Origin of the sequence: Aliiroseovarius sp. S1339, assembly GCF_023195695.1 — a bacterium.
Taxonomy (GTDB): Bacteria; Pseudomonadota; Alphaproteobacteria; order Rhodobacterales; family Rhodobacteraceae; genus Aliiroseovarius.
Map to the genome: position 1 here is coordinate 100727 of NZ_JALPQG010000012.1, position 11726 is coordinate 112452.

Sequence of the window (11726 nt, forward strand, 5' to 3'; positions counted from 1 at the left end):
TGCAAGGGGATGCCTGTCGGGCTTCGGCCAAAGGACAACGCCCTTCGATACTTTTATGAAGGAGATCAGCCGTGACCAAACGCACGTCTGCCAAGTACAAAATTGATCGCCGCATGGGCGAAAACATTTGGGGTCGCCCCAAATCCCCCGTCAATCGTCGCGAATATGGCCCCGGCCAACACGGCCAGCGTCGTAAGGGCAAACTGTCGGACTTCGGTCTGCAGCTGCGCGCCAAGCAGAAGCTGAAAGGCTACTATGGCGACATGACCGAGAAGCAATTCCGCCGCATCTACAGTGAAGCCGAACGTGTCAAAGGCGACACCGGTGAAAACCTGATCGGCCTGCTGGAACGTCGTCTGGACGCTGTTGTTTACCGCGCCAAGTTCGTGCCGACCGTTTTCGCAGCCCGCCAGTTCGTGAACCACGGCCACGTGCGCGTGAACGGCAAAAAAGTGAACATTCCTTCGTACCGCGTTCAAGAAGGCGACGTGATCGAAGTGCGTGATCGCTCCAAGCAGCTGGCCGTCGTGATGGAAGCCATTGCGCTGCCCGAACGCGATGTGCCGGATTATCTGGACGTTGACCATTCGAAACTGACTGCCACTTTCACACGGACGCCCGGCCTGTCTGACGTGCCGTATCCGGTGATCATGGAGCCAAACCTGGTTGTCGAATTCTACGCGAAAAACTAAGCAAGTCTTACGACATCGCAAAGTATTGGAACCCGCCCAGGTTTTTGGGCGGGTTTTTTTGTGCGAGGCGCGGATGCAGGTGCAGCGAAGCCTCAGCACCAGTTGCAATTTCTGGTCGGGACTTTTCGGCCTTTCTATGATGCTGTCACCTCTGTAAATCACTTCGTAGGGGAGCGAACTTATGGCCAAGATGGAACCTCAACCGGGGATCATGCAGATCAAGCCCTATGTGGGCGGCGCTTCAAGCATTGACGGCGTGGCGAACGTGATCAAGTTAAGCTCGAACGAGAACCCGTTTGGACCCAGCCCAAACGCAATCGACGCCTTCCAGCGGGCCGGACGCGAACTGCACCGCTATCCGAACACTGACCACAGTGCGTTGCGTGGTGCGATTGGTGAATTCCACGGGTTGGACCCAGATCGCATCATCTGCGGCGTTGGGTCGGACGAGGTGATCACTTTTCTTTGCCAATGCTATTCGGGCCCCGAAACCGAAGTGATTTACACCGAGCACGGCTTTTCGATGTACAGGATTTCGGCGCTCGCGGCGGGCGCGACACCTGTCAAGGTGCGTGAACGCGACCGGATGGTTGATATCGACGAGATTTTGAAAGCCGTCACCGAACGCACCAGTTTAGTGTTCGTTACCAACCCCGGTAATCCAACATCGACAATGGTCAGCCATGCTGAACTGGCCCGACTGGCGCGCGAGTTGCCCGATCATGTGCTGCTTGTACTGGACGGGGCCTATGCCGAATATGTCGACGGGTTCGATGGTGGCGCAAGGCTGGTCGAGAAATACGACAATGTGTTCATGACCCGGACATTTTCGAAAATGTATGGGCTTGGCGGGTTGAGGATCGGCTGGGGTTATGGCTCGGCCGAGGTGATAGACGTGCTGAACCGGGTGCGTGGCCCTTTCAACCTGTCGATGGCACAGCAGGCCGCCGCCGAAGCCGCATTGCGTGACCGCGAATACGTGGCACGCTGCTTGGCTGAAAACACACGGTTGCGGTCGTGGCTGGCCGAAGCCTTGGCCGAACTTGGGGTGCCGTCCGATACCTCTTGCACCAACTTCATTCTGGCCCGGTTTGCCAGCGCGGACGAGGCGACAGCCTGCAATGAATTTTTGCAGGAACAGGGGATCATTGTGCGCTTGGTTGCGGGTTATGGCCTGCCGAATTGCTTGCGTATCACCATTGGCGACGAAGCGTCTTGTCGCCGCGTGGCCCATATGATCGGACGTTTCAAAGGCGGCGCGCCGGGATCAAGACTGATGCTGCTGGACGAAGACCGTATGGACGACGAGGGCCCGGAATGAGTGTGATTTACAACCGTGTCGCGTTGATCGGTCTTGGCCTGATCGCGTCGTCCATGGCGCACGCCATGCGTCGCGCTGGCTTGGCGGGCGAAATTGTCGGCACAGCGCGGTCCCCTGAAACCCGCGATATCGTTCGCGAGATCGGGTTTTGCGACCGCGTGGTCGACACCGCCGGTGAGGCTGTCGAGGGTGCCGATCTTGTCGTACTTGCCGTTCCTGTGGGCGTGATGGGCGCTGTGGCCGCCGAAATCGGACCAAAGTTGCAAGAAGGTGCGACGGTCACGGATGTCGGATCGGTCAAGGGTGCCGTGATCGAAGCGGTCGCGCCACATTTGCCGGACCATGTCCATTTCATCCCCGGCCACCCGCTGGCGGGCACCGAACACAGCGGTCCGCGTTCGGGCTTTGCCGAGCTTTTCGAAAATCGCTGGTGCATTCTGATCCCCAACGGGACAGACGAAGAAGCCACTAACCGGTTGACCGACTTGTGGAAGGGCTTTGGGGCGAATGTGGATGTGATGGATGCGGACCACCACGATCTGGTGTTGTCCGTGACCAGCCACACGCCACACCTGATCGCCTATACGATGGTGGGTGTGGCGGATGACTTGTCGCGGGTCACAGACAGCGAAGTCATCAAGTATTCAGCGGCGGGTTTTCGCGACTTCACCCGCATCGCAGCGTCCGATCCGACCATGTGGCGCGACGTATTTCTGGCCAACAAAGATGCAACTTTAGAAATCCTTGGCCGCTTCACGGAAGAGCTGTTTTCGCTGCAGCAAGCGATCCGAAATGGCGATGGTGACGCGCTTTTTGATTATTTTACTCGAACCCGCGCGATCCGCCGTGATATCGTTGAAGCCGGGCAAGATACAGACGCGCCTGATTTCGGTCGAACCGGTAAGCACGATTGAGCCCAACATCCGGGGGACGTGTAAAGGAGCAGTGATGATAATGAGTTTAAACGGGCCAAGCGTTTTTGGAAAAGTGACCCTGTGGATGGTGCTGGCGTGTGGTGTGAATGCGGCCGCGTTTGCCTCTGCCCCCGACATATCCGAGCGGCCCGAGCCCCGGCCGCGCACCAAGGTTGTTATCGCCTCATCCGCCGCCCCAGCGATACAGCCCACATCGCTGGCAATCCGCAAATCATTACGCCCGAAAATCCGCCCCAAGGGGTTTGCCCGCAAAATCGCTGCGTCGACACCCAAACCTTCGACCGCCGGTCGCAAGGGGCGGATCTGCGGGGTGAATGAGATCAAAGGGCAGAATATTTCGGCTATACCGGGCAAAATCCGCGGCTGTGGAATTTCAGATCCCGTTCGCGTGACCGAGGTGTCCGGCGTGAAGCTAAGCCAGCCTTCGGTGATGGATTGCACCACCGCGAAAGCCCTGAACACATGGGTACGCAAAGGTGTGTTCCCGGCAGTTGGTCGCTTGGGCGGTGGCCCGTCATCGCTGCGCGTGGTTGCGCATTACGCCTGCCGCACACGTAACAACAAAGCGGGCGCAAAGGTCAGTGAACACGGGCGTGGGCGCGCGATTGACATTGCCGGGGTCCGACTGAAAAGCGGGGCCGAGATTTCTGTACTGAAAGGATGGCGCGACTCGGTGCAAGGTAAGGTCCTGAAAAAAATGCACAAAGCAGCCTGCGGGCCGTTTGGAACGGTGCTTGGACCCAACTCGGATCGCTATCACAAAGATCACCTTCATCTGGACACCGCACGCTATCGCAGCGGGTCTTACTGCCGCTGACTCCTACCTGATGCGAATGACTGGCGCGGCCCCGATTGGGATCGGCCCCAAGAACATCGTGCCTCCAGACAGACGCAAAGGCACGTCCAGTGTTTCGTCATCGCCTGACAGCCCTGCGATGAATTGAAGCGCGCCGGTGACGGTCGATACAAGCTCGGGGGCCAGCGCGCCGGAGGCGCGGGCAAGCTCGATCATCTGACGCCAGTTGCGCGCCTTGACGGTGACATTGCCGGAAGGTGCGCCGCGGTCGTCAACATCGACAGTGCCCGCTAGCCACAGCTCCAACTCCCCCCATTTGGCTTTCAACTCGGCAAGATCAATTCGCGACACTTGCGGGCGCGCGTCTTCGATGGCGGCCCGGTCCCACGGCGCGGTGAAATCCACATTTGCCTTCAGCGTGACGCCTTCAAACACAGGCGGCAGCAGGTCATCGGCATCGAAGGAGTGCACGAACGACGACGCAGGCGTCAGGTTGGCCGCCTCAAAGTGGATTTCATGGCGATTTTCACCGTCCTCCAATTGTCGCGTCGCCAATTGTCCTCGCTCAAGTGCCGAAGTCCATCCGGCAGACGACGACATTTCCACCCCCTCAAGCACGATCGAGCTGCGTTCCAGCGTCAGGGCAGGGGTCGGGGCCACCATGATCGAGCCTTTTACGTTGCTGCCGGAAATCTCGATCCGTTGTTCGGGCGTTGAAACGATCTGCTTGCCCGGCCATGCCGCAATCACATGATGGGGTTTGTACGACAGGGCGAGGATTTGAAACTCGGGTGCGATCCATGACAAACCAGTGTCGGGATCGGCCAGTTCAAGTCCGGTGAAAATGGTGTCGAACCGATTGGGAAAGCCGCGGGTGGACAGATCTTCGACCTCGGCAACCCAGCCATCGGACTGACGATCCGCGATCCATGCGCCGAAAGCGCGTTCGGTCGCTTTTGAGCCAATGAACCAATACCCGCCCCACAGGCCCGCCAATACAAGCGTAATCACGATCAATTTGCGCATCACTCTTTCCTCTTGTGGCTCTGCGTGTTTATTGGCGTATCTAAAGCGACTAGCGATGAAGAGCGAGTGAAATGAGCACGCAAGATCTTTGGGTTTTCGGATATGGCTCTTTGATGTGGAACCCGGGCTTTGACCATACCGAGGCCATCGTCGCCACATTGCCCGGCTATCACCGCAGCTTTTGCATGCGTTCGATCCACCATCGCGGGACCGAAGATGCGCCCGGTCTGGTGCTTGCACTGGACGAAATGAACGGCGCGCATTGTCAGGGTCTTGCCTTCCGGGCTTGCCCCAAAAGCTATGACAAAACGCTCGCCGAACTGCGCGAGCGCGAGCTGGTATCCTCGGCGTATCTTGAGAAACGGTTGACTATCACGCTGCTGGACGGGCGCGCGGTGGAAGCGGTCACCTATGTCATCGACCCCCACCATGTGCAGTATTGCCAGGTCGACCTTGATGAACAGGCACAGATCATCGCGCGCGCTGTCGGCCGGCGGGGGCCGAACACCGAATACCTATACAACACCGCCGCGCATCTGACCGAGCTGGGCATCGAAGACCAAGACCTAAGCTGGCTGTCCCAACAGGTGCGCGCACTGGTCGACATCTAGCGTTCAGACAATGCTTGGCACCTGCAGCGGTTGCGCCTATCCTGTGCGCAACAACAATGGCGACAAGGAATTGCCCGCATGGATCAGTCGGATCGCGGGACGCTGACTGCGCCCAAAAAACGAGGGGTCGAGCCGTCTTTCACCCACCCGATCCGCCAGATCTTCTTGATGCTGGTGGTGCTTGGGTTGGTGGGCTTTGGTGTGTTTCTCGCACTGCCTCGTGTGCTGCCCGTCTTTCAGGCCAACCTTTATCTGAACGGTTTCATCCTGTTTGTCTTCGTCATCGGGCTGCTCGCCTGTTTCTGGCAGGTCTGGCAGGTCTTTTCATCCGTTGGCTGGATCGAAGGTTATGTGCAGGATCGTGACGGCCACGACCCGGATCGCGCGCCACGATTGCTGGCATCCTTGGCCGCCCTTTTTCGGTCGAACCGTGGGTCTCATTTGCAGATCGGGGCGTCGTCGTCTCGGTCGATCCTTGACAGTATCGCGACCCGGATTGACGAAGCCCGTGATATCACGCGATATATCGTCAACTTACTGATCTTCCTCGGCCTTTTGGGCACCTTCTATGGTCTTGCCACGACCGTCCCGGCTGTGGTCGAAACCATCCGCTCGCTTGCGCCCGGCGAAGGTGAAAGTGGCACCGAGGTTTTTAACCGCTTGATGACCGGGTTGGAGGCGCAACTGGGCGGTATGGGCACGGCGTTCTCGTCCTCGCTTCTTGGTCTTGCGGGATCACTGGTGGTGGGTTTGCTGGAACTGTTTGCCGGTCACGGCCAGAACAGGTTTTACCGCGAGTTGGAGGAATGGCTGTCCACCATCACCAAGATCAGTTTTGCCTCGGGCGACGGGGAATCTGACGACTCAAGCGCCGGAGCCTATCTGGGTGTGCTGGCCGAACAGATCGAGGCCATGCAATCGCTGTTCACACAGACAGACGTGCAGCGCTCGATGCTGGATGATCGACTTGGGCAACTTGCCGACAAGTTGGACGCGGTGACGACGCATCTGGGCCAAGACAACGGGCAAGGCGAAGCCCTGATGCGATTGGCCGAAGGTCAGGAACGCTTGATTGTGACATTGCAGGCGCAACGCGAAGATGCGGAAGCGCAGCCCGATGCGGAAAGCCGAATGCGCCTTCGGTCCATCGACGTGCAGCTTTTGCGCATTTTGGAAGAAATGCAGGCGGGTCGTCAGGAAAGCCTGGCGGACCTGCGCAGTGATATGGCGACGCTGATCCATTCGATCCAGGTCGCCGGTGGACAGGACGAGGCATAAGCCATGGCCCTGACGCGTCGATCGGTGCAACGGATGAGCGGCTCCATCTGGCCGGGTTTTGTCGATGCGATGACGGCGCTTTTGCTGGTTTTGATGTTTGTGCTGACGATCTTCATGATCGTGCAATTTATCCTTCGCGAAACCATTTCCGGGCAAGCTGACGAACTTGATGAACTGTCCAGTCAGGTTGCCGGGCTGGCCGATGCGTTGGGGTTGGAACGGTCCCGCGCGTCGGAATTGCAAAACGAGCTGGGCAATCTGAATGCAACCTTGGCCGAGGCACGTTCGGTCTCGGACGCGCAGGCCGCGCTGATCACGCAACTGACCGCCCAAACTGAAGCGCAGGCGGATGATTTGGCCGCACAGGCCGCAAAAATCACCAGTTTCGAGGCGCAAGTCGCGACTCTGCTGTCCCAGCGCGATCAGGCGCTTGCCGAAGGTTCTGCCCTGTCGGCGACTGTGGACGAACTTGAGGCCGCGCAGGCGCGGATGATTTCCGAACAAGAGGCGCTGACGCTGGCCTTGGCCACAGCGCGTGACGAGGTGGACGCAAACGCCGAAGCCGCCCGTCTGGCCGCCGCCAAGCGCGAGGCGCTTGAAGCACTGGTCGCCGATATGGAAACCAAAGCCGAGGAAAACGCGGCTGCGTTGAGCGAGGAAGAGGCGGGCCGCGTGGCCGAAGCCGCCGCCGCTGCCGCCTTGCGCGAACGGTTGAAAACGGCAGATGAAGAACTGACCGCGATGACTCTTGCGCTTGAGGCGGAACGCAAACAGGCCGAAGACACGTTGACCTTGCTGGCTGCGGCGAAGGCCGCCGGTATCGATCTGGAACAGAGGTTGGCGTCCGCTATGTTGCAGCTTGATGAACAAGCTTCCGATCAGGCCGAGGCTGCCAACTTGCGCGCGCAGCTAAACGCCGCCCTTGCCGCGCGCCTTCAAGCCGAAACGAAGATCGATGAAACGCTGGGCGAGGCGGAAGAACGCGCACGCCTGCTGGCCGCGGCCAATCTGGCATTGGCGGAAGAAGAAGCCCAAAGCGCCGAAAGTCAGCGCAAGATCGCCCTGCTAAACAAACAGGTCGCCGCGCTGCGTACGCAGCTTGGAAGCCTTCAGGCCATACTGGATGACGGAAATGCGCGCGATGAAGAAGCGCAGGTGCAAATCCAAAAACTGGGCTCAGAGCTGAATTCAGCCCTTGCGCGGGTGGCGTCTGAAGAAAGCAAACGGGCCGCGCTGGAGGAAGCCGAGCGCAAACGGCTTGAGGCAGAGGCCAAAGAGCTTGCAGCGTATCGGTCCGAGTTCTTCGGTAAGCTCAGGCAGGTTTTGGGCGACCGGGAAGGGGTTCAGATTGTCGGCGACCGCTTCATTTTTTCGTCCGAAGTGTTGTTCACCAGTGCGGATGCAGCCTTGCAGCCAGAAGGGAAAGCACAGGTCGCCAATGTCGCAGCGTTGCTAGCGGAGGTTGCGGACGAGATACCGGACGAAGTTGATTGGATCATCCGCGTCGACGGTCACACAGACAACGTCCCGCTGTCCAGAAATGGTAGGTTCCGTAACAATTGGGAGCTAAGCCAGGCCCGTGCCCTGTCGGTTGTTGAATACATGATCAACGATCTGGGCTTCCCGCCCGACCGTCTGGCGGCCACCGGGTTTGGGCAATATCGGCCTGTCAACGCGGCCGACACGACCGAGGCACGCGCGCAGAACCGAAGGATCGAATTGAAACTGACCGAGCGCTAGACCCGCACATCGCCGTAGATTTCAAAGAAAAGGCCGCAGAGGCAATCTGCGGCCTTTTCTGTTGTTCGGTGCTTCGATCTTAGTCGGCGGTCAGCAGTGGCGGCTTTTTACGAGACCCCAATTGCGGGCTTTTCGGTTTCTCAATCCTCAGGTCCAGTTCGCCATTTTTGACGCCAACCTTAACCAATCCACCTTTCATGAGCTTGCCAAACAGCAATTCTTCCGCCAGCGGCTTCTTGATGTGTTCCTGAATGACCCGGCCCAACGGGCGGGCACCCATCCGATCATCATAGCCTTTGTTGGCAATCCATTCGGCGGCGGCGCGCGTCAACTCGATGCTGACGCCACGATCCAGAAGCTGGGCTTCCAGTTGCAGCACGAATTTCTCGACGACTTGCAAGATCACCTCTTTGCCAAGCGGGGCGAAGCTGATCACGGCGTCCAGACGGTTGCGGAACTCGGGCGTGAAAATGCGCTCGATCGCGGCGGTGTCTTCGCCTTCGCGACGGTCGCGCCCAAAGCCGATGGCGGATTTCGCTTGCTCGGCAGCCCCGGCGTTCGAAGTCATAATCAAGACCACGTTGCGGAAACTGACGGTGCGGCCGTTGTGATCGGTCAGTTCGCCATGATCCATGACCTGAAGCAGGATGTTGTAGACATCCGGGTGCGCTTTCTCGATCTCGTCCAGCAACAGCACGCAATGCGGATGCTGATCCACACCATCGGTTAGCAGACCACCCTGATCAAACCCAACATAACCCGGAGGCGCCCCGATCAGGCGCGAGACCGCGTGTTTTTCCATATATTCGGACATGTCGAAGCGCAGAAGCTCCACGCCAAGATTGTCGGCCAGTTGCTTTGCAACCTCGGTCTTGCCCACGCCCGTCGGACCCGCGAACAGGTAGTTGCCGATGGGCTTTTCAGGTTCGCGCAATCCAGCCCGCGCCAGCTTGATGGCAGAGGCGAGCGATTCGATCGCGTTGTCCTGTCCAAACACCACCCGCTTGAGCGACCTTTCAAGATCGCGCAGCGTTTCAGCGTCGTCTTTCGAGACGCTTTTCGGTGGGATACGGGCGATCTTGGCCACTACGGCTTCGATTTCCTTCACACCAATGGTTTTGCGCCGCTTGCTTTCGATCAGCAGATGCTGCGCGGCCCCGGCTTCGTCAATGACGTCGATCGCCTTGTCGGGCAGCTTGCGGTCGTTCACATAGCGATCCGACAGTTCCACCGCCGACTTGATCGCTTCGGCGGTGTATTTTACGCCGTGATGTTCCTCGAAATACGGTTTCAGACCGCGCAGGATTTTCACCGCATCATCTACCGTGGGTTCGCTGACGTCGATTTTCTGGAACCGGCGGCTGAGCGCGCGGTCCTTTTCGAAATGCTGGCGAAATTCCTTATAGGTGGTCGATCCCATGCAGCGCAGCTTGCCGCCCTGAAGCGCAGGCTTCAAAAGGTTCGACGCATCCATCGCCCCGCCCGACGTTGCGCCCGCACCGATCACGGTGTGGATTTCGTCTATGAACAAAACCGCGTCCGGGTGGTCTTCCAACTCTTTCATCACCGCTTTCAGACGCTCTTCAAAGTCGCCGCGATAGCGGGTGCCTGCCAGAAGCGCGCCCATATCGAGCGAATAAATCGTCGTCTCGGACAGGATTGCAGGGGTTTCGCCGCCGACAACCTTGGCTGCCAGACCTTCAGCAATCGCGGTCTTGCCCACGCCGGGGTCGCCCACCAGAAGCGGGTTGTTCTTGCGGCGGCGGCACAACACCTGAATGCAGCGCTCAACCTCGGATTCGCGGCCGATCAGGGGGTCAATGTCGCCTTCACGTGCCTTGGCGTTCAGATCGACACAGTATTTCGCAAGCGCGCTGTCGTTTTCTTCGGCGGGCTGGGCGTCCTGCACATCATCGTCGAATTCCGGTGCACCCGACACAGGGCGTGCTTCGCCGAAGTTTGAATCCTTCGCAACACCATGCGCGATGTAGTTCACCGCATCATAGCGCGTCATGTCCTGTTCTTGCAGGAAGAAGGCCGCATTCGATTCGCGTTCGGCGAAGATGGCGACCAACACATTCGCGCCGGTGACTTCTGTGCGGCCCGAGCTTTGCACGTGAATGGCGGCGCGTTGGATAACGCGTTGGAAGGCGGCGGTTGGCACAGCCTCGCTGCCTTCGACATCGGTGATCAGGGTTGTCAGTTCTTCATCGACAAATTCGATCAGGACCTTGCGCAGCACATCCAGATCGACTGTGCAGGCTTGCATTACGCGGGCGGCATCTGGTTCGTCCAACAACGCGAGAAGCAGGTGTTCCAGCGTCGCCAGCTCGTGTTTTCGTTCATTCGCCAGCGCAAGCGCGTGGTGAATGGCTTCTTCGAGCGGTTTTGAAAAGGATGGCACGTTGAACACTCCTCGTATCTAATGCGGGATCTTCCGCGTGGCGGTTATCCCGCCTTTACCGTCGCCTCATATGTTTAAAGTTCGGTTTTCTTGGCGCGTCTTCAAGCTTTTTCTTGTCAATTTTCACTCTCGAAGGTGTGATTAGGCGCATTTAGGGATCAAAAACTGTCTTTGCGCCGCCGAATTTCGGCGAAAACCTCTGCGTCTGGGACGGCTTTCATATGTAGGGCGGCTTTAACCTCGGACAAGTGCGCGCGTAGAAAAGGATTGGTTGCCAGTTCGTCCGACAGGCGCGAAGGCACGGTGGGTTGGTCTGCTGCGCGCAGGGTTGCGATGTCTTCGGTCCGCTGTTTTAGCGCCCGATTGTCGGGCTCAATTGTCGCGGCGAAGGCCGCGTTCGAGGCTGTGTATTCATGGCCAGAGCAGACCAGCGTTTCCGGCGGAAGATTCGCCAGATGCGACAGGCTGGCCCACATCTGATCAGGTGTGCCTTCAAACAGTCGCCCACATCCCAGCGCCATCAAGCTGTCGCCGGTGAACACAGCGCCCGCATCGGGAACATGCAAGGCGATGTGACCGACCGTGTGGCCCGACACGTCCATCACCTGCACGTCATGGCCCGCGAATTGGAACCGGTCGCCGTCGTCATAGGCGCGATCAAGGCCGGGCAGGCGGTGTGCGTCGGCTTTTGCGCCAACAACCTGTGCGCCCGTGGCCTTCACTAAATCTGCCACCCCGCCAATATGGTCCGAATGGTGGTGGGTCAGCCAGATTTCGGACAATTGCCAGCCGCGCGTCGTCAACTCAGCGATGATTGGTCCGGCCTCGGGGGCATCAATCACGGCGGTTTCGGCTGTGGCATTGTCATGCAACAGAAAGGCGTAATTGTCGGCGAGACAGGGGATTGTGACCAGCGTAAGCAT

Annotated in this window: 10 protein-coding genes; 7 read left to right on the plus strand and 3 right to left on the minus strand. The window is 58.7% G+C overall.

Annotated elements, in window-relative coordinates:
- Positions 1-71: 71 nt before the first annotated feature.
- The 4 genes from rpsD to MUY35_RS16285 all read left to right on the plus strand — a co-directional run bounded on the left by rpsD (position 72) and on the right by MUY35_RS16285 (position 3765).
- A complete protein-coding gene (gene rpsD, locus MUY35_RS16270) occupies positions 72-692 on the plus strand; it encodes a 30S ribosomal protein S4 (protein WP_248370238.1) in 621 nt (206 codons plus the stop codon).
- 181 nt (positions 693-873) lie between these two features.
- The gene (gene hisC / locus MUY35_RS16275; RefSeq protein ID WP_248370239.1) at positions 874-2013 is read left to right on the plus strand and encodes a histidinol-phosphate transaminase; all 1140 of its coding nucleotides are present in this window, start codon (positions 874-876) and stop codon (positions 2011-2013) included.
- Positions 2010-2927 carry a prephenate/arogenate dehydrogenase family protein gene (locus MUY35_RS16280; protein WP_248370240.1) on the plus strand — a complete coding sequence of 306 codons (918 nt, stop codon included), beginning with the start codon at positions 2010-2012 and terminating at the stop codon, positions 2925-2927. The genes hisC and MUY35_RS16280 overlap by 4 nt, the downstream gene beginning before the upstream one ends.
- 34 nt (positions 2928-2961) lie before the next feature.
- Entirely contained in the window at positions 2962-3765 is an 804-nt protein-coding gene (locus MUY35_RS16285; RefSeq protein ID WP_248370241.1) for an extensin family protein, read from the plus strand.
- 3 nt (positions 3766-3768) lie between these two features.
- Here the strand turns inward: MUY35_RS16285 and MUY35_RS16290 are convergent, their stop codons facing one another.
- Positions 3769-4770, minus strand: a complete 1002-nt coding sequence (locus MUY35_RS16290) for a DUF2125 domain-containing protein (protein WP_248370242.1) — start codon at positions 4768-4770, stop codon at positions 3769-3771.
- 71 nt (positions 4771-4841) lie between these two features.
- Between MUY35_RS16290 and MUY35_RS16295 the strand changes: the two genes are divergently transcribed.
- From MUY35_RS16295 to MUY35_RS16305, 3 genes are all read left to right on the plus strand, one after another.
- The gene (locus MUY35_RS16295; RefSeq protein ID WP_248370243.1) at positions 4842-5381 is read left to right on the plus strand and encodes a gamma-glutamylcyclotransferase; all 540 of its coding nucleotides are present in this window, start codon (positions 4842-4844) and stop codon (positions 5379-5381) included.
- 78 nt (positions 5382-5459) lie between these two features.
- A complete protein-coding gene (locus MUY35_RS16300) occupies positions 5460-6659 on the plus strand; it encodes a biopolymer transporter ExbB (protein ID WP_248370244.1) in 1200 nt (399 codons plus the stop codon).
- A 3-nt stretch (positions 6660-6662) separates the two neighbouring features.
- Entirely contained in the window at positions 6663-8399 is a 1737-nt protein-coding gene (locus MUY35_RS16305; protein ID WP_248370245.1) for a peptidoglycan -binding protein, read from the plus strand.
- A 79-nt stretch (positions 8400-8478) separates the two neighbouring features.
- Here MUY35_RS16305 and clpA read toward each other — a convergent pair whose 3' ends face one another.
- Together clpA and gloB are read right to left on the minus strand one after the other, a co-directional pair.
- On the minus strand, positions 8479-10803 hold the full coding sequence (gene clpA, locus MUY35_RS16310; protein WP_248370246.1) for an ATP-dependent Clp protease ATP-binding subunit ClpA: 2325 nt from the start codon (positions 10801-10803) through the stop codon (positions 8479-8481).
- A gap of 158 nt (positions 10804-10961) precedes the next feature.
- Positions 10962-11726, minus strand: coding sequence for a hydroxyacylglutathione hydrolase (gene gloB, locus MUY35_RS16315; RefSeq protein WP_248370247.1), 765 nt, complete (start codon positions 11724-11726; stop codon positions 10962-10964).